Annotated in this window: 17 protein-coding genes; 5 read left to right on the forward strand and 12 right to left on the reverse strand. The window is 68.1% G+C overall.

Annotation, left to right across the window (positions count from 1 at the left end):
- Positions 1 to 22 precede the first annotated feature (22 nt).
- The 12 genes from WS96_RS10130 to mpl form a co-directional block, all read right to left on the reverse strand.
- Positions 23 to 1,018, reverse strand: a complete 996-nt coding sequence (locus WS96_RS10130) for an arabinose ABC transporter substrate-binding protein (protein WP_034206372.1) — start codon at positions 1,016 to 1,018, stop codon at positions 23 to 25.
- Positions 1,019 to 1,120: 102 nt separating this feature from the next.
- Complete coding sequence (locus WS96_RS10135; RefSeq protein WP_059832385.1) at positions 1,121 to 1,900, reverse strand: SDR family oxidoreductase; 780 nt, start codon at positions 1,898 to 1,900, stop codon at positions 1,121 to 1,123.
- Positions 1,900 to 2,577 carry a 2-dehydro-3-deoxy-6-phosphogalactonate aldolase gene (locus WS96_RS10140; protein WP_059832318.1) on the reverse strand — a complete coding sequence of 226 codons (678 nt, stop codon included), beginning with the start codon at positions 2,575 to 2,577 and terminating at the stop codon, positions 1,900 to 1,902. Before WS96_RS10140 ends, WS96_RS10135 begins: the two co-directional genes overlap by 1 nt.
- A gap of 29 nt (positions 2,578 to 2,606) precedes the next feature.
- A complete protein-coding gene (locus WS96_RS10145; protein WP_059832319.1) occupies positions 2,607 to 3,632 on the reverse strand; it encodes a 2-dehydro-3-deoxygalactonokinase in 1,026 nt (341 codons plus the stop codon).
- On the reverse strand, positions 3,629 to 4,528 hold the full coding sequence (locus tag WS96_RS10150; protein WP_034206368.1) for an IclR family transcriptional regulator: 900 nt from the start codon (positions 4,526 to 4,528) through the stop codon (positions 3,629 to 3,631). Before WS96_RS10150 ends, WS96_RS10145 begins: the two co-directional genes overlap by 4 nt.
- 352 nt (positions 4,529 to 4,880) lie before the next feature.
- Complete coding sequence (locus WS96_RS10155; protein WP_059832321.1) at positions 4,881 to 5,279, reverse strand: EF-hand domain-containing protein; 399 nt, start codon at positions 5,277 to 5,279, stop codon at positions 4,881 to 4,883.
- 76 nt (positions 5,280 to 5,355) lie between these two features.
- On the reverse strand, positions 5,356 to 6,966 hold the full coding sequence (locus tag WS96_RS10160; protein WP_059832323.1) for a S10 family peptidase: 1,611 nt from the start codon (positions 6,964 to 6,966) through the stop codon (positions 5,356 to 5,358).
- Positions 6,967 to 7,392: 426 nt separating this feature from the next.
- Positions 7,393 to 8,130, reverse strand: a complete 738-nt coding sequence (gene mtgA / locus WS96_RS10165; RefSeq protein WP_059832325.1) for a monofunctional biosynthetic peptidoglycan transglycosylase — start codon at positions 8,128 to 8,130, stop codon at positions 7,393 to 7,395.
- Between the two features lie 13 nt (positions 8,131 to 8,143).
- Positions 8,144 to 9,010: a shikimate dehydrogenase gene (aroE, locus tag WS96_RS10170; RefSeq protein WP_059832327.1), complete on the reverse strand. Its 867-nt coding sequence runs from the start codon at positions 9,008 to 9,010 to the stop codon at positions 8,144 to 8,146.
- A complete protein-coding gene (locus WS96_RS10175; protein WP_059832329.1) occupies positions 9,007 to 11,094 on the reverse strand; it encodes a ribonuclease catalytic domain-containing protein in 2,088 nt (695 codons plus the stop codon). Before WS96_RS10175 ends, aroE begins: the two co-directional genes overlap by 4 nt.
- Before the next feature lie 80 nt (positions 11,095 to 11,174).
- A complete protein-coding gene (locus tag WS96_RS10180) occupies positions 11,175 to 11,744 on the reverse strand; it encodes a YqiA/YcfP family alpha/beta fold hydrolase (protein WP_059832330.1) in 570 nt (189 codons plus the stop codon).
- Positions 11,741 to 13,126, reverse strand: coding sequence for a UDP-N-acetylmuramate:L-alanyl-gamma-D-glutamyl-meso-diaminopimelate ligase (gene mpl / locus WS96_RS10185; protein WP_059832332.1), 1,386 nt, complete (start codon positions 13,124 to 13,126; stop codon positions 11,741 to 11,743). Before mpl ends, WS96_RS10180 begins: the two co-directional genes overlap by 4 nt.
- A gap of 246 nt (positions 13,127 to 13,372) precedes the next feature.
- Between mpl and WS96_RS10190 the strand changes: the two genes are divergently transcribed.
- The 5 genes from WS96_RS10190 to accC all read left to right on the forward strand — a co-directional run bounded on the left by WS96_RS10190 (position 13,373) and on the right by accC (position 17,220).
- Positions 13,373 to 14,017, forward strand: a complete 645-nt coding sequence (locus WS96_RS10190) for a hypothetical protein (protein ID WP_059500937.1) — start codon at positions 13,373 to 13,375, stop codon at positions 14,015 to 14,017.
- 7 nt (positions 14,018 to 14,024) lie between these two features.
- On the forward strand, positions 14,025 to 14,576 hold the full coding sequence (locus tag WS96_RS10195; protein ID WP_059832334.1) for a TlpA family protein disulfide reductase: 552 nt from the start codon (positions 14,025 to 14,027) through the stop codon (positions 14,574 to 14,576).
- Positions 14,577 to 14,770: 194 nt separating this feature from the next.
- Positions 14,771 to 15,223 carry a type II 3-dehydroquinate dehydratase gene (aroQ, locus tag WS96_RS10200; protein ID WP_027783493.1) on the forward strand — a complete coding sequence of 151 codons (453 nt, stop codon included), beginning with the start codon at positions 14,771 to 14,773 and terminating at the stop codon, positions 15,221 to 15,223.
- 67 nt (positions 15,224 to 15,290) lie between these two features.
- On the forward strand, positions 15,291 to 15,767 hold the full coding sequence (accB, locus tag WS96_RS10205) for an acetyl-CoA carboxylase biotin carboxyl carrier protein (RefSeq protein WP_034206358.1): 477 nt from the start codon (positions 15,291 to 15,293) through the stop codon (positions 15,765 to 15,767).
- Positions 15,768 to 15,852: 85 nt separating this feature from the next.
- Positions 15,853 to 17,220 carry an acetyl-CoA carboxylase biotin carboxylase subunit gene (accC, locus tag WS96_RS10210; protein ID WP_059500935.1) on the forward strand — a complete coding sequence of 456 codons (1,368 nt, stop codon included), beginning with the start codon at positions 15,853 to 15,855 and terminating at the stop codon, positions 17,218 to 17,220.
- Positions 17,221 to 17,222 lie beyond the last annotated feature (2 nt).

The raw sequence follows: 17,222 nt of genomic DNA on the forward strand, positions 1-17,222 counted from the left end.
GCCGCGGCAGCCGGCGGGCCGCTTACTTCGACGCGAGCCCCATCTCCTCGCGCACCTTCGCCACGTTGTCGCGCGTCGCGAGCATGCCCGTCGTCAGCGTCAGCGGCGGCGGCGCCTTGCCCTGCGTGATCCACGCGTACATCAGGTCCGAGGTTTCCTCGCCGTGGCGCTTCGGGCTGATGATCACGGTGCCGTAGAAGCCCGTCGGCTGCGGCTTCTTGAACTCGTTCAACGCCGAATCGGAACCGCCGATGCCGATGCCGATCATGTTGTCCGCCTTGAAGCCGCGCCCTTCGGCCGCGCGCACCGCGCCGAGCACGGCCTCGTCGTTCAGCCCGTACGCGACCCAGTGCTTGAACTGCGGGTTCTTCGTGAGCGCGATGTTCGCCGCGTTGAACGCGTTCTCGGTGTCGGTCTTCGCCTGCGGCGCCGCGATCACGTTCGCCTTCGGGAAGCCGGCGGCGACCAGCGCGTCGGTCGCGCCGCTCGTGCGGTCGTGCGCGGTCGGCAACTGCTCGTAGGTGATGTCGATCGCGCCGACGTCCTTCATGTCCCAGCCGCGCTTCTTGATCTCGGCCGCGATGCCGTCGCCGACCTGCTTGCCGATGTTGTACGCGGAGATCCCCATGTGCGGCACCGCCTCGATCGGCTTGCCCGCGCCGTCGACGAGGCGGTCGTCGACCGTCATCATCTTCAGGTTGTGCGACTTCGCCTTCGCGACGATGCCCGGCCCGAGCTTCACGTCGGGCGTGCAGATGATGAAGCCCTGCGCCTTCTGCGCGGACAGGTTGTCGATCGCGCTCATCACCTTCTCGCCGGACGGCGCGCCGATCTTCACGAGCGTGAAGCCCTTCTGCTTCGCGGCGATCTCGGCGAATTTCCATTCGTCCTGGAACCACGGCTCTTCCGGCTGCTTCACCAGGAAGCCGATCTTGACCGGGTCGGCCGCGTGCGCGACCGGGCTGCCCATCACCACCGCGGCCGCGGCGGCCAGCGTTACGAACGTTCTGCGTTTCATCTCCAGTGTCTCCTTGTTTTCATCGAACAGGATGCAGCCGCTTGTTGGTTTCGACGCAGCGTGCGCGCGGCCGTCGCACGTGCGGTCTTTCGAATCGTTGCGTCAGTCGTGATACAGCGCCGCGCGCCCGCCATCGACGGTGATGCACGCGGCATTGATGAACGGCGCCTCGTCGGACGCCAGGAACACGGCCGTCATCGCGACCTCCTCCGGGCGGCCGATCCGCTTCATCGGCTGCAGCGCGAGCGTCTCGGCGCGCGCGGCGGCCGGATCGGGCTGCGCGTCCCACCAGTCGCGCGTCAGTTGCGTCTCGACGTAGCCCGGCGCGATCGCGTTCACGCGCACGTTGCGCGCCGCGTATTCGATGCCGAGCGCCCGCGTGAGCCCCAGCACGCCGTGCTTCGCGACCGGGTACGGAAAGCAGCCCGGGATGATCCTGAATGCATGCGTCGACGCGATGTTTACGATGCTGCCGCGCCCGCGCTCGACCATGCCCTCCAGCGCCGCGCGGCAGCCATGCCACACGCCGTCGAGATCGACCGCGAAGCAGCGCCGCCAATCGTCGTCGGTCATCGTCAACGGATCGGCGAACACGTTGATGCCCGCGTTGTTCACGAGCACGTCGAGCGGGCCGAACGCCGCTTCGGTCTGCGCGAGCGCATCGCGCACCGCCTGTTGCCGCGCGACGTCCGCCTGCAGCGGCAGCACGCGCGCGCCGTCGCATTCGCGTGCAATCTCGACGGCCGTGTGCTGCGCCTGCGGGAAGTCGAGATCGACGAGCGCGACGGCTGCGCCTTCGCGCACGAACGCGCGCGCGATCGCGGCGCCGATGCCGCGGCCCGCGCCCGTCACCATCGCGACCTTGCCCGCGAGGCGGTCCATCATGCGGCTCCGCCGCGCGCGACGCGCAAGCCGGCCTGGAACGCACGCGCATTCGTCGCGGTCGTGTCGGCGGACTGGCCGGGGCGGTACAGCGCCGAACCGAGCCCGAAGCCGTTCGCGCCGGCGTCGAGGAACGGCCGCATGTTGTCCGGCGCGATCCCGCCGACCGGAATCAGCGGCACCGCGCGGTCGATCACCGCGCGCCATGCCTTCACGACCGTCACGCCGAGTTGCTCGGCCGGGAACATCTTCAGCACGTCGGCGCCGTTCGTCAGCGCCGCGAACGCTTCGGTCGGCGTCGCGACGCCCGGCGCGCTCGCCAGCCCGCGCTCGCGTGCGCGGCGGATCACGGCTGCGTCGCTGTGCGGCATCACGATCAGCGCGCCGCCCGCGTCCTGCACGCGGTCGACGTACTCGGCGCGCAGTACGGTGCCCGCACCGACGATCGCGTCGTCCGGCAACGCGCGCCGCAGCGCCGCGATGCTGTCGAACGGGTCCGGCGAGTTGAGCGGCACCTCGACGATCCGGAAGCCGGCGTCGTAGAGCGCGCGGCCGTGATCGGCCGCTTCGGCGGGCGTGATGCCGCGCATGATCGCGATCAGCGGACACGCGTCGAACGCGCGCATCAATGCGGCGTGGGGCGTGTACGGCGCGGGCAATGTCAGGTCGGACGGCATCGAGGATTCCTCTGCAAGCAGTTCGGTGTTCAGTGATCGGCGCAGACGGGTTCGCCGTCCGCGCGCACGAGCCCGGCGCGCGACGCGATCCGCCACAGGCCGAGCTCGGTCGCATGCGCGGCGACACGCGCATGCGCATGGCCGAATACCTGGAGCGCATCGACGTAGCGCGAGCACAAGCCGTCGTCGCCGATCAGCAGCAGCGGCTGGTCCGCGAGCGCGATGCCGCGCTCCGCGAGCATCGCATCGAGCGCATTCAGCTCGTGGCCGATCAGCAGGCCGGACAGGTAGTCGCCCTGCGCATCGGGCGCGAGCCGGTCGGTCAGCCCCAGCGTGCGCGTGCTGAAAATCGTCGCGAGCAGCCCCGTGTGTTGCGCGCCGCGTGCGACCGACACGCCGCGCACGAACGCGTCGCGGTCGGGCGACGCGCCCGTTCGCATCGTGCGGCCGAGGATCGTGTGATCGCGCAGCACCGCGAACAGCTCGCCGGTCATGAAGGTCTGGAAGCGCTCGATCAGCCCGTCCTTCACCCATGCCCATTTCGCATGCGTGCCCGGCAAGCCGATCAGGACCCCTGAACGATCGGCGCCAAGCGTCGGGTCGCTCGCGAGTGCGCCGACGATCTGCGTTTCTTCGCCGCGCATCACGTCGGGCAATTCGCCCGTCGCGATCACGCCCGGCACGATCGAGACCGTCGCGCCGCGCGCCGTCGTCACCGTGATGAGGCCCGCGACGAGCGCGTCCGCGCCGGCCGGCACCGCGACGTACGGCGCCTCGCGCCAGCCCTGCGCGCTGCCGACCATGCCGGCGGCGAGCACCGGCAGGCCGGGCGCACGGTCGAGCCAGTCGCCGCACGCTTCCTCGAACACCGCGTCGAACGCACGCGCGCCGCCGCCCGGCACGTGCATCACGCCGGCCGCCCGGCTGCGCGTGTCGATCGGCACGCCGTGCGCGTCGAACAGATACGCGCGCAGCGACGTGGTGCCCCAGTCGAGCGCGATCAGCGACGGGGAGGCGGAACTGGCATCCGGAGCGGGCCGGGTCGAAGTCGTCATCGTTTGATCCTGCGGGTACCCTGCGGCGGGCTCCAGCCCAGTTCCGCGGAAATGGCTCGCGCTTCGCGCTGCACGAGCGGAATCAGTTCGTCCATGCGGTCGTGCGGCATGTACGGAATCGTGCTCGCGACCGACACCGCCGCGACGATCGCGCCCGACGCATCGCGGATCGGCGCGGCCACGCAGCGGATCGACGCCTCGTTTTCCTCGAGATCGAACGTATAGCCGCCGGCCGCGTAATGGGCCATGCGCTGCAGGAACGCGCTCGTCTCGGGCCGGTTGTCGGGCTTGAAATTGACGCCGGCCAGCGCGCGCCGCGCGGCTTCGAACAGCGAGCGCCACAGGTCCGGATCGAGGTCGAGCATCATCGCCTTGCCGATGCCGGTCGACGCGAGCGGCATCCGGTGGCCGACGCGCGAGCGCATTTCGAGGCCGCGCGTGCCGGGAATCTTGTCGATGTACAAGACGTCGTCGCCGTCGCGCACGCCGAGGTGAATCGTGTCGAGCGTCGCTTCCGCGAGCGCTTCCAGATGCGGACGCGCCACCGCGGTGAGCGGCATCTGCTCGAGCGCGATCGTGCCGAGCTCGATCAGCTTCGGGCCGAGCAGGTAGCCGCCCTGCACCTGGCGCAGATAGCGCGCCTGCACGAGGCTGCTGACGAGCCGGTGCGTCGTGCTGCGCGTCGTGCCGAGCGCGGCGCCGATCGCGCGCATGTCGCGCGCGCCGTTGGCGATCGCCTCGAGGATCGCGAGGCCGCGCAGCAGCGTCTGCGTGCCGGCCTGCTGCGCGGCGAGGTCGAGCGGCGTGCTGGTCGCGCCGATGCTGTCGGTCAGCGACGCATTGACCGGCATCGCGCGCCGGGCGTCGAGGGCAAGGGAATCTGGCATCTTGGTCATGGGGCGGGGCTTCTTCAACGGAATCGGTGAAGCCGCACGCGCGGCGCCGGAACTGCGTCCGGTGCTGCGGCGTGGCGGCGGTCGATGCACCGAGTAAAGCGCCCGGCGAACTTCATGGAAGGTGTCTCCGTGTGCGACGGGCGCCGCGCGATGCGTGGGTCCGAAGCTGTCGATGTGCTTCGGATTGTAGGAGCGCACGCACTCGTCTCCAATATTTGAATGCGTTGTCCAGATAATGAGAATGGCGACGAAATCGGCCGCGGACTCGACGCGGCGGCCGCGCCATGCGCACGGGGGCGGAAAACCCGCCGCGTCGCAGGCTCCGCCCCCGTTTGTTCGACGTGTCGCGCGCTTACTGCTGGCTCGTGTCGCGCGCCTGCATGTAGCGCTGCACGTCGGCGAACGACACGCGACCGTTGCCGCCCGCGTCGATCTGCCGGAAGTGGTTCGCGACATAGCCGAGGCCGGCCGCGCGCGCCTGCGACTCGGTGATCGAACCCGTGTTCTGCGTATCGGCCGCGCTGAATTGCCGCGCGAGCTTGCGCACCACCTGCGCATGCAGCGCGGCGCCGGTCGTTTGCGTGCCGGCGGTCGCGTGGCGGGCGGCCGGCGGCACGTACGGATCGCCGAGTTGCGCCTGGCGCGCGCGCGCCGGCGCGGCGGCGTCGCTCGCCTGCGCGAACGCGGACAGGGATGCTGCGGCGCCGACGCATGCGAGCGCCGCGGCAACGACGATGAAACGATTCTTCATGTCAGGCTCCAGTCTGGATGAGGTCGACGGCCGGCGAGCGGCGCCGCGGGGGCGCCCTGTCGCCGGCGTAGCGCAATCAGTGCGCGGCCGCGCCGTAGAAGGTCACGAGATCGGCTTTCTCCTGCGGACGCGACGTATCGTCGAGATAAACCATGTGCCCGCCCTGATAGTCCTTGATCGTCAGGTTCGGTTGCGTCCCGAGCCGCGCGAGGTCGAGCTCGGTCTGGTAGAACGGCGTCGCGATGTCGTGATACCCGTTCAGCGACAGCACCTTCAACTGCGGATTGAGTGTCAGCGCCGCGGCCAGATCGGGGATCGTGTCGGGCATCGCCAGGCCGTCGTGCGTCCAGTCCCACGTGTTGATCGCATTGCTGCTCACCGAGTAGGCCGACTGCGCGGTGTACTTCAGCTCGTTCGGCAGGTAGCTGCCGATCGTGTCGGTGAACGGCTTCGTGATGAACGAGCTGGACGGATCGCCGTCGGCCGCGAGCGGGCTCGACACGGGCACGTTCACGCGTGCGTCGTAGCGGCCGATCAGCGTGCCCGGCACCAGCGACAGCTGGAAGCTGTTGTCGAAGAAGGTCGGGACCACGTTGAAGTCCGCATTCCACAGCGCCCGCTTCACGCCGGTCGAATTCGCCATCGTCGTGACGAGATTCGGCGGCGGCGGCGTGTGGCTCGCCAGATACGCGTTCACGGCAGGCGCGTAGCTGCCGGCCGTCAGCAGGCGCATCTGGTCCGCATACTGCGGCAGGTTCGACGGGTTGGGGTTGTCGAGCTGGTAATACGCGCCGACCGTGCCGTACGACGGCACGAAGCCGGCGCAGCTCACCGGGCTCGCGCCGTTGTTCGAGTTGCCGACATAGTCGCTCGCCATGTCGCAGTTCGTGTTGTAGTTCAGGATCGACGATTGCAGCACGATGCCGTCGAGCTTCACGCCGGCCGTCTCGAGCAGGTTCGCGAGCACGTCGGTGCGCGGCGTGCCGTACGATTCGCCGAACAGGTATTTCGGCGAATCGTTGCGCTGGTTCACGCTCAAATAGCGCGTCACGAAATCGCGGAACGCGCCGGCATCCTGGTCGACGCCCCAGAACGTCTGGTTCGTGTTCGGCGCGATCGCTTCCGAGAAGCCGGTGCCGATCGCATCGACGAACACGAGGTCGGTCGTGTCGAGCAGCGTTTCCTGGTTGTCGACGAACGGGAACGTCGACGTGTTCGCGTTCGGGTCGCCGGTCTGGATCCGGCGCGGGCCGAACGAACCGAGGTGCAGCCACACCGAGGCCGAGCCCGGGCCGCCGTTGTACAGGAACGTGACGGGCCGCTTCGCCGCGGGCTGGTTGTCGGCCGTGTACGCGACATAGAAGAACGACGCTTCGGGCGCGCCCGTCTGCGGATTGCGTGCGACGAGGTGGCCGGCGGTGGCCGTGTAGCGGATCGTCTTGCCGTTCAGCGTGATCTGATGGTGCGTGACGGCGGCTTTTTCGACCGCGGCGGACGCGTCGAGCGACGCGTTCGCGCTCGACGAATAACTGTTGGGATCGTTGTACGCGCGGTCGACCTGACCGGCGGGATCGGCCGAATTGGCGGCGCTTGCAGCAGCGGACGACGTCACGTCGTCGTTGCAGGCCGTCAGAATCAGCGAAGAACACACCACCCCCAACAACAGCTTCGCTTTGCTCGCTGGCATCGTTGCGTTCCTTCTCTCGGATGTTTTTTGTGTCGAGCAGCCGGATAAGCCGCCCCCCGCCTCGATTGCGGCCGATAAGCCGAGGCGCTGGCCAATATACGCGAGCCCGTCAGCTTTGAAAAATTTTGAAATATTTGGCGCGCGGGCGGTGCGGCGCACACCTTTCAGGAATGCTTCGATTCGCGAAACGTTGCATTTCACGTCGCTTTCATCGACTTTCGCGTTTACTCGCGAAGACTAAAAAAGCATCGATTTCACGCGCTGGCGGCCAACAAAATCGTGCGGTCGCCGTCATTGCTCAGCAAACCGAAATAGACGGATTCGTCTAAAGGATGTGGCCCGAAATGACGGCGACACGAATCCGCTGCAGCGCACCAATCGCGCGTCGACGGCGAAACAGACAATGCAGCGGCGCGGACGCGCCGCTCATTCGGATTGCGGCAGCTCGGCCGCGCCCATCCGGCGCGCGATGACCGCCGCCCGCTGCGCCTGGTAGGCCGAGCCGCGATGCGCATCGAACCAGCGCGGCTTCGGCAGCATCACCGCGAGGCGCGCCGACTGCCACGCGCCGAGCCGGCTCGCGGGAATCTTGTAGTAATAGCGTGCGGCCGCTTCGGCGCCGTACACGCCGCGCCCCCACTCGACCGAATTCAGGTAGATCTCGAAGATGCGCTCCTTGTCGAGCACCGTCTCGAGCATCCACGTGATGATCAGCTCCTGCCCCTTGCGGATGTAGCTCTTCTCGCGCGACAGGAACAGGTTGCGCGCGAGCTGCTGCGTGATCGTCGAGCCGCCCGCGACGATCCTGCCGCGCGCCTTGTTCTTCTCCCACGCCTGCAGGATCGCGTCGACGTCGTAGCCGTTGTTGGTCGCGAAGGTCGCATCTTCGGACGCGATCAGCGCACGCTTCAGGTTGCGCGAGATCTGGTCGTACGGCACCCACTGGTGCCGGATCTGCGCGGGCGGCGTGTCGCGCGACAGCCACCACGCGTCGGTGCGCATGAACGCGGTCGAGCCCGGGTTCACGAACGACCACAGCGCGATCTGCGCGAGATAGAACAGTTGCGTCGCGAGCCATGCGCCCGCGAACACCGATCCCGCATAGACGATCCAGCGAGCGAGGCTCGTCGTCCGCGTGCGCTGCGTGCCGCTCACCGCCACCACGTGCCGCGCTCCGTCAGCTCGCCGCGAGCGCCTGGCGCAGCGCGGCCAGCACCGGTGCGCCGTCCGGCCGCACGCCGCGCCAGATGAAGAACGATTCGGCCGCCTGCTCGACCAGCATCCCGAGCCCGTCGGCCGTGCGTGCGCCGAGCGATGCCGCGTGCTGCATGAACACGGTCGGCTGCGCGCCGTACATCATGTCGTACGCGAGCGTGCCGGCGCCGAACGCGGCAGCGTCGCATTCCGGCAGCGCGGCGTCGAGGCTGCCGGCCGTCGCATTGATCACCACGTCGTACGGTTCGGCCCGCACGACGCCGGGGCCGCCGCCCGCGAGCGTGCAACCCGCATCGTGCGCGGCCTGCATGAACTGGCCGACGAGCGCTTCGGCCTTGCTCGCGGTGCGGTTCACGATCGCGATCGACAGCGGCGCACGGTCGAGCAGCGGCAGCACGACACCGCGCGCGGCGCCGCCCGCGCCGAGCAACAGGATGCGCGCGCCCGCAAGCGACACGCCGAGATTCGCTTCGATGTCGCGCACGAGGCCGACGCCGTCGGTGTTGTCGCCGTGAAGACGGCCGTCGGCGTCGATACGCAGCGTGTTCACCGCGCCCGCCGCCGCCGCGCGCGGCGACAGCGTGTCGGCGAGCGCATGCGCGTCGAGCTTGAACGGCACCGTCACGTTCGCGCCGCGACCGCCTTCGGCGAAGAACGCGCGCACGGCGGCCTCGAAACCGTCGACCGGCGCGAGCCGGTGCGTGTACTCGATCGGCTCGCCGGTCTGCGCGGCGAATTGCGCGTGGATGAACGGCGACTTGCTGTGCGCCACCGGGTTGCCGAACACGACATAGCGGTCGACGCCGCTCGACGACGCAACTGCGTTCATGATGCGCGCCCCGCTTCGCCGTCGTTGCCGCTCGCGGCTTCGCCGCCCTCCGCCGCCGCATCGTCGCCCGATTCGGCCAGCGCTTCGGCCTCGGCTTGCGCCGACGCGTCTTCCGCGTCGACCAGCGTATCGTCGCCGCCTTCGGCGTCATCCTCTTCGTCGGCCGCGTCGCCGCTCGTCACGGTCGGCGCGTCGAGCACGTTCAAGAGGCGCACCGACGCCTCGATCGTCAGCTCGTCGAGCGACATCACGTCGAGCAGCACGCGCGTGCCGCGCGCATGCACGCCGAGCCCCGGCACGTGCAGCAGCAGCGGAATGTCCTCGAGGCGCACGAGATCGCCCTTCACGACGCTCGCGACGACCTGCTTCTTCTGCTCCTGCGCGAGCCAGCGCAGGCACCAGAAGTACTCCATCCGGCGCTGGTAGTCGGCGTAGGCCGTATACGTGTCGTCGAAACCCTGCACGACCGCGTACAGGTCGGCGTCCTTCGGCTTGAACGGCGCCGCGAGCTTCGCGGTGACGCCGTGCTGCACGCACGCGAGCAGTTGCCACTGGTTCACGAGGTCGACGTAGCGGCGCAGCGGCGACGTGCTCCACGCGTATTGCGCGACGCCGAGGCCTTCGTGCGGCGCGGCCGTCGTCTGCATCCGCGTGCGCTTGGGGCCCGGCGCGCCGAAGCCGCGCTGCGAACGATAGATGCCCGGCACCGTGTGATCGTGCAGGAACGCGCCCCAGGTCGAGTTCGCGAGAATCGCGAGCTCCGACACGATCAGGTCGAGCGGCGAGCCGCGGCGGCGCGGCGTGATCGTCACGTGCTCGCCTTCGACGTAGAAGTTGTAGTCGGTGTTGCGCTGCACCTCGCGCTTCAGGCCGTAGCCCGCGCGTGCGACCTGGCGCTTCTCGAACAGCGCCTGCGCGAGCGGCCACAGCACGGCGATGTCGTCCTTGTGCGGATAGTCGCCGGTGCCGGCCGCGAGCGTCTCTTCGGTGACGAGCTCGTCGAGCGTGTTGTGGCGCAGGTTGTTCTTCACGAAGACGAGCTCGGCGCGCGTCTCGTTCGCGACGATGTCCTGCGTCTCGCGGTTGACGATGATGTACAGCGACAGCGCCGGACGGTAATCGCCCTCTTTCAGCGTGAACACGTCGACGACGTCGTCCGGCAGCATCGTGATCTTGTCGCCCGGCATGTAGACGGTCGACAGGCGCGCACGCGCGATCGCATCGACCGGATCGCCGCGCACGATGCCGAGCGCCGGCGCCGCGATGTGCACGCCGATCCGCACGCGGCCGTCGGCCAGGTGCTCGACCGAAAATGCGTCGTCGATTTCGGTGGTCGTGATGTCGTCGATCGAGAACGCCTCGACGTTCGCGCGCGGCAGGTCGTCCGGCAGCGGGCCGACCGTGACGGGCGGAAAGCCCGTGCCGTGCGGGAAGAATTCCGCGAGAAAGCGTGCTTCGTGCAGCGCGCGCGGCGACTCGATGCCGCCGCAGTCGAGCATCAGCCGCGCCGGCGACACGCCGCGCGCGCCGGCCGCCGCTTCCATCGCCTTGTATTCGATCGAATTCTTGTCCGGCCGCGTCAGCAGCCCGAGCACCTTGCCCGCGAACGCTTCCGGCAGCTTGCCGGCCTTCAGTTCCTCTTCATACTGCGCCTGCACGAGCGCCTGCTGGCGCTTGCGCTCGAGCGACGCGAGCGCCATCTTGAGCTGCTCTTCCGGCGCGCGCTGGTACTGGCCGCGCCCCTTGCGGCGGAAATAGACGGGCGAGCCGTGCAGCCGCAGCACGAGCGCCGCGCGCTCGACCGGGCCGTACGTCGCGCCGAAGTACTCGGCGGCGAGCGCCGTGTACGCGAACTCGTCGGCCGGCGCGCATTCCCACAGGAAGTCCAGGTCGATCTGCTGCGCGGCCGTGTCGGCCTCCTGCATCAGCTCGCCCGCGGCCGGCTTGTCGAATTCGATCAGCACGTCTTTCGCGCGCACCTTCGCGCGCCGCCCGCCGGGCAACTCGACCTGAAATGCGTCGCCCTGGCGCGACAGCACGCTGCCCGCCTTGAAACTGCCCGATTCCTCGAAGAAAACGTTCACTCAGTACTCTCGTTCAGACTGCCGGGCGCCGCGTCGGCGGCGCCGCATGATGATGGGAATTCGATCGGCACGCGGCCGGTTTATGACGTCTTTCCGTCGCAAAACGCGAGAACGTCGTCGACATAGTCGGCAAATTCGCTGATTCCGTGATCGCTGCCGTGGATCACGCGGGTTGTCGCGCCCGGGTAATGGGTGAGCATCTCGCGATAATCGAGCACTTCGTCGCCGGTCGCCGCGAACAGATAGTAGCGGTCGGCCCGCGTGATCGCCGGCACGCGCAGCGCGTCGAGTTCGTGCAGATGGCGGCGCTCGACGACGATCGTGCCACCGCCGTGCCACAGCGGCTGTTCGCCGAGATACTGTTCGAGGTCGCGCTGCGGGACGATGGCCGGATTCAGCAGCACCGCCTTCCACCCGTGTTTTTCCGCGAGCCACGTCGCGTAATAGCCGCCGAGCGAGCTGCCGATGACGGTGACGTCGGCCGCGCCCGCGACCTCGGCCTCGGCGACCGCGATCGCCTCGAGCGGCGACACCGACAGCGACGGGCACCGCCACTCGCCGGTGCGGCCGAGTTCGGCCATGCGCGCGGCGAGCAGCCGCGATTTCTGCGATTCCGGCGACGACCGGAAACCGTGCAGATACAGGATCACGTGCGGCTCCCGAGCGCGTCGAGCAACTTCTGGTGCACGCCGCCGAAGCCGCCGTTGCTCATCACGAGCACGTGGTCGCCCGGACGTGCGGCCTCGACCACCGCCTTCACCAGCAGATGCAGATCGTCGAATGCACGCGCGCGCTCGCCGAGCGGCGCGAGCGCCTCGGCGAGATTCCAGCCGAGCGCATCGCGCCCGGTCGGCGCGCCGTAGCCGAACACGAGATCGGCATCGGCGAGGCTTGCCGGCAATTGCGACTTCATCACGCCGAGCTTCATCGTGTTCGAGCGCGGCTCGAGTACCGCGAGGATGCGGGTATTCTCCCGGCCGATGCGCGCACGAAGGCCGGCGATCGTGGTGTCGATCGCGGTCGGATGGTGCGCGAAATCGTCGTAGACGATCACGCCGTCCACGCTGCCGCGCACTTCCATGCGGCGCTTCACGTTGCGGAACGACGCGAGCGATTCGGCGGCCTGCGCGGGCGGCACGCCGACGTGGCGCGCGGCGGCGATCGCCGCGAGCCCGTTCATCCGGTTGTGGTCGCCCTGCACCTGCCACGCGACCTCGCCGACGCGCTCGGCGTGCGAATACACCGCGAAGCGTTCGTCGACCGGCACGCCGTCCTCCGCCGGCAGCGCCTGCCAGCCGCCGTCGACGCCGAAGCGCTCGACCTCGCTCCAGCAGCCGCGCGCCAGCACGCGCTCGAGCGCGTCCGAGCGACCGTTCGCGACGATCCGCCCGACGCCGGGCACGGTGCGCACGAGATGATGGAATTGCGTCTCGATCGCGGCGAGATCGGGGAAGATGTCGGCGTGATCGAATTCGAGGTTGTTCAGCACCGCGGTGCGCGGCCGGTAGTGCACGAATTTCGAGCGCTTGTCGAAGAACGCCGTGTCGTACTCGTCGGCCTCGATCACGAAGAAGCTCGAATCGGTCAGCCGCGCGGACACGCCGAAGTTCAGCGGCACGCCGCCGATCAGGAAGCCCGGGTTCAGCCCCGCGTCTTCCAGCAGCCATGCGAGCATCGACGACGTGGTCGTCTTGCCGTGCGTGCCCGCGACCGCGAGCACCCATTTGCCGGCGAGCACGTGCTCGCCGAGCCACTGCGGGCCGGACACGTAAGGCAGGCCGCGATCGAGGATCGCCTCCATCAGCGGATTGCCGCGCGTGACGACGTTGCCGATCACGAACAGGTCCGGTTTCAGGTCGATCTGCTCGGCGCCGTAGCCCTCGGTCAGCGCGATGCCCTGCGCCTCGAGCTGCGTGCTCATCGGCGGATAGACGCCCGCGTCGCAACCCGTCACCGTGTGGCCCGCCTCGCGTGCGAGTACGGCGAGACCGCCCATGAAGGTGCCGCAGATGCCAAGAATATGGATGTGCATAGATGAATGCTTTCGCGCCGCCGGGCGCCGTCGATTCGGAAAGGATGCGTGTGCGGCGCGCCGGCGAGGCCGTGCGGCCGGCGCCCGGCCAACGACCTGGCCGCGACACAAAGAGCAGTATTGTAACTGACGGCTCGCGATGCCCGGCGGCCCGAACGATGCGCGCGAACGGTGCCGACGCCCTCGGGCGGCGGGCCGCCGCACCCGTGCTCGGGCGCCGCGACGATCGAGTATGATTGCCGGATCATGTCTCGCAAACCTCTTGTCGACCCGCGGCGCGTCCGCGAGGAAATCGCCCAGTCAGCCGCCCGCCTGATCGCGGAGGATGGCCAGGACTATGCCGGCGCGAAGCGCAAGGCCGCGCGCCAGTTGCTGGGCGATTCGCGCGTTGCCGGCGAATGGCTGCCGGATAACGACCAGATCGAGGAAGAACTGCGCGAATACCTCGCACTGTTCCAGAGCGACACGCAGCCGGACGAACTGCGCCGCCTGCGCGAGATCGCGCTCGACTGGATGCGCCGGCTCGCCGAGTTCCATCCTTATGTGACGGGCGCCGTGCTGAACGGCACCGCGAACGCGCATTCGGATATCCATTTGCAGGCATTCACCGACAACCCGAAGGACGTCGCGATCTACCTGCTGAACCAGAACGTCCAGTACGACGTGTCGGAGACGCGGCATTTCGCGGGCCGCGGCGACGTCGAGACGCTCAGTTTCCTGTGGCGCCCGCGGCGCGACATGGACGCGATCGGCATCCATCTCGCGCTCTATGCGAGCGACGATCTGCGCGGCGCGGTGAAGGCCGACGCGCGCGGGCGCGTCGCCCGCGCGGATGCCGCCGCGCTGCGCGCGCTCGTCGACGCGAGCCAGGCCCCTTCCGAACCGGAATGATTCAACGATGATGATGAAACGCATGTTGGCGCTCGCGGTGGTCGCGGCCGCCGCCGTCGCCGGCGGGATTGCCGCCGGCCACTGGTTCCGCGGCACGGCCGACGACGGCGTCGCCGTCGCAGCGCCGGCCGCCCACGGCAACCCGGTCGACCAGCTGTGGGCGTCGTCGCTCACCGGCATCGACGGCAAGCCGGCCACGCTGGCCGCGTTCAAGGGTCAGAAAGTCGTCGTCAATTTCTGGGCGTCGTGGTGCGGCCCGTGCGTCGAGGAGATGCCCGAGCTCGTGGCGCTGTCGCATCAATACAAACAGAAAGGCATCCGTTTCGTCGGAATCGGCGTCGATTCCGAGCAGAACGTGAAGACCTTCCTGCAGAAGGTGAAGGTCGACTATCCGGTCTTCGTCAGCGGCTATGCGGGCGCCGATCTGGCCCGCAATTTCGGAAATACCGCCGGCGCGCTGCCGTTTACCGTCGTCATCGACGAAACCGGCAAGGTCCGCGAGACAAAATTGGGACAAATCCAGCCGGCCGAGCTGAAAAAGACGCTCGACGCGCTGTAATCGGCCCGAACGGCGGCCTGCGCGTTGACGGCGATTTGCAGGTCGATCGCCGCAATTTCGCGTGAATTCGCCGATACTGCGCATCGGCACCGGTAATTCTTGCAGGGCCGGCGCGCCCGGCCGTTCGGCAAAACTAGACAAATTTCTCTAAATAGCGCTAAAGTTCGCGCAATTCCGCAGAAATAGAAGCGACCATGACACGATTGCTGGTGCTGCACGGCCCCAACCTGAACCTTCTCGGCACCCGGGAACCGGAGGTGTATGGCCGCGTCACGCTCGCGCAGATCGATCAGGCGCTTGCCGCGCGCGCCCGGGAAGCCGGCGCCGAACTGTCGTCGTTCCAGAGCAACCATGAAGGCGCGCTGGTCGACCGCATCCAGGCCGCGCGGGAGGAACAGACCGATTTCATCCTGATCAATCCGGCCGCGTATACGCATACGAGCGTTGCGATCCGGGACGCGATCGCCGGCGTCGGCATCCCGTTCGTTGAGGTTCACTTGTCGAACGTGCATCGCCGCGAAGCGTTCAGGCACCACTCCTACTTTTCCGACCAGGCCGAAGGCGTGATCTGCGGGCTCGGCTGGAAAGGTTATCTGTACGCGCTCGAGTACGCGCTGGACAAGCTGCAAGGCGCGTCGCGCGGCTGATTTCGCGATCTAGATTCAGCGCCGGCCCCTAACCGGCGCTTTCACGTATTGAAAAGGGGAATTCCCGATGGATCTTCGTAAGCTGAAAACTCTGATCGACCTCGTTTCCGAATCCGGCATCTCCGAGCTGGAAGTGACGGAAGGCGAAGGCAAGGTGCGCATCGTCAAGAACGCGCCGCCGGTCTACGTGCAGCCGACGGCTGGGTATGCCCCGCAAGTCAGCGCGCCGGCGCCGTCGGCCGCGCTGCCGACCGATGGTGCAGCGGCGGCGCCGGCAGCCGGCGCCCCGGCCGCACCGGCCGCCCCGCAGGGCCACGTCGTGACGTCGCCGATGGTCGGCACGTTCTATCGCGCGCCGTCGCCGGGCGCCGACCCGTTCGTGCAGGCCGGCGACACGGTCAAGGAAGGCCAGACGATCTGCATCATCGAAGCGATGAAGCTGCTCAACGAGATCGAGTCGGACAAGGCCGGCGTGATCAAGGAAATCCTCGTCGAGAACGGCCAGGCCGTCGAATACGGCCAGCCGCTTTTCGTGATCGGCTAAGCCCGCCGCGCGGCCCTGCCGGCCGCGCGCCGCCGATGCTCGCCAGGCGCCGTTCGCGCGCCCCTCGAAGAGACGAATACTCGCTATGTTTGAAAAAATCCTCATTGCCAACCGCGGTGAAATCGCGCTGCGCATCCAGCGCGCGTGCCGCGAACTCGGCGTCAAGACGGTGGTCGTCTACTCGGAAGCCGACAAGGAAGCCAAGTACGTGCGCCTCGCGGACGAAGCCGTCTGTATCGGCCCGGCCCCGTCGAACCTGAGCTACCTGAACATGCCGGCGCTGATCAGCGCCGCGGAAGTGACCGATGCCGAGGCGATCCACCCCGGCTACGGCTTCCTGTCGGAGAACGCCGATTTCGCGGAACGCGTCGAACAGTCGGGCTTCACGTTCATCGGCCCGCGCCCGGAAACGATCCGGATGATGGGCGACAAGGTCACCGCGAAGCAGACGATGATCAAGACCGGCGTGCCGTGCGTGCCGGGCTCGGAAGGCGCGTTGCCGGAAGATCCGAAGGAGATCGTCAAGATTGCGCGCGCGATCGGCTATCCGGTCATCATCAAGGCGGCGGGCGGCGGCGGCGGGCGCGGGATGCGCGTCGTGCACACCGAGGCCGCGCTCGTCAACGCGGTCAACATGACCCGCGAGGAAGCCGGCCGTGCGTTCGGCAACCCGCAGGTGTACATGGAGAAGTTCCTCGAGAACCCGCGCCACATCGAGATCCAGGTGCTGTCGGACGCGCACAAGAACGCGATCTGGCTCGGCGAGCGCGACTGCTCGATGCAGCGCCGCCACCAGAAGGTGATCGAGGAAGCGCCGGCGCCCGGCATTCCGCGCCGCCTGATCGACCGCATCGGCGACCGCTGCGCGGACGCGTGCAAGAAGATGGGCTACCTCGGCGCGGGCACGTTCGAATTCCTGTACGAAAACGGCGAGTTCTACTTCATCGAGATGAACACGCGCGTGCAGGTCGAGCACCCGGTATCGGAGCTGATCACCGGCGTCGACATCGTGCAGGAACAGATCCGCATCGCAGCCGGCGAAAAGCTCGCGCTGCGCCAGCGCGACATCCAGTTCCGCGGGCATGCGATCGAGTGCCGGATCAACGCCGAAGATCCGTTCAAGTTCACGCCCTCGCCGGGCCGGATCACGTCGTGGCATACGCCGGGCGGCCCCGGCGTGCGCGTCGACTCGCACGCCTACAATGGCTATTTCGTGCCGCCGAACTACGATTCGATGATCGGCAAGCTGATCACCTACGGCGCGACGCGCGAGCAGGCGATCCGCCGGATGCGCATCGCGCTGTCGGAAATGGTCGTCGAAGGCATCCAGACCAACATCCCGCTGCACCGCGAGCTGATGATCGACTCGAAGTTCGTCGAAGGCGGCACCAGCATCCATTACCTCGAAAACCGGCTCGCGCAGAAGCAGCAGGTCGCACCGGAAGAAGCGTAAGC

Source organism: Burkholderia sp. MSMB1835 (assembly GCF_001526365.1).
GTDB lineage: Bacteria > Pseudomonadota > Gammaproteobacteria > Burkholderiales > Burkholderiaceae > Burkholderia.